This is a genomic window from Neisseria sp. N95_16 (assembly GCF_002551535.2).
In the GTDB taxonomy this organism is placed as follows: domain Bacteria; phylum Pseudomonadota; class Gammaproteobacteria; order Burkholderiales; family Neisseriaceae; genus Neisseria; species Neisseria brasiliensis.
Genome location: NZ_PDBT02000155.1, coordinates 1 through 896 on the forward strand (window position 1 = coordinate 1; position 896 = coordinate 896).

The following is an 896-nucleotide window of genomic DNA, read 5'->3' on the forward strand; positions in this document are numbered from 1 at the left end:
TCTTTCTCGGCTTGGCCGTGCCTGTTGTCATGGCGTTCATTCTGTTTAAGGACTGATACCGCCGATTATGAAAACATGATAAATTTCCACTTTCGACAATAACCAACGCTAGAAAGTGGGGTTTGAGATGTTTTATATTTCTGAAGAAGAACTGAAATTCAAAAAGGATACTAATCCTGAATATTTTGATAAGAAGTTAAATCATATCTTCATGAAAGAGCTTTTTAATTTAAAAAATATATATCCTTTTCATGATTTTGTGCAAATTACAAGAAATGCTACTCTTTATTTTTTAAATAGAACCTATTTAGATGAAACAGTAGTGTTTTTTGAAGATTGTTCAATACTGAAAATTAATTTTATAGATGATGGTTTTGAGTGGTCTGAACATTATGATTCGGAAATTTCTACAGCTTTTTATTATGGTAGGTACTCTATTAGGATTTAATAGTTATGCTTTAGCTATTGATAATGCTGATATTGTAGTAGATAGAGACGGTAGGCAACGTATTCCTATTGGTGGGTTTAATGAAAACGGTATTCGCCCTTGGAAATATATTTCTGGCAATGGGAAAATGTTTCATTATGAATATTCTTCTGTTATGGATAAAAGCGTTCGTTACGCTCCCACCGGAGACCGTTCCACATCCAAAGTACCCGCCAAACTAACCGCCTCCGTCTCCCGTCAAGCCGTCTTAAATGGTGCATTCAGTTTAGCTAAAGGCGGTGCTCGTATAGCCACTCGTGCCGTTCCCCTTGTAGGTAATGCGCTTCTTTTGAAGCAAGCCTATGATGTCGTCAAAGCCGACATCGAATCAGCCGGTTATCAATATGACGAAACAAAAAACGAATTCTTGAAACATTATGACGGCGCATACTGTACGCCTGAAAATGTA

2 protein-coding genes are annotated in these 896 nt (G+C 36.7%); both read left to right on the forward strand.

Annotation, left to right across the window (positions count from 1 at the left end):
- The first annotated feature begins 127 nt into the window (after positions 1-127).
- A complete protein-coding gene (locus tag CRG49_RS12975; RefSeq protein WP_095501710.1) occupies positions 128-448 on the forward strand; it encodes a hypothetical protein in 321 nt (106 codons plus the stop codon).
- Positions 423-896 (forward strand): IgG-binding virulence factor TspB family protein (locus CRG49_RS12980; protein WP_304528869.1); only part of this gene is annotated, 474 nt, incomplete at its 3' end. The genes CRG49_RS12975 and CRG49_RS12980, both read left to right, overlap by 26 nt.

Coding starts and splice junctions, on each gene's coding strand:
- CRG49_RS12975 (WP_095501710.1), top strand. CDS start 128: ATGTTTTATATTTCTGAAGAAGAACTGAAATTCAAAAAGGATACTAAT.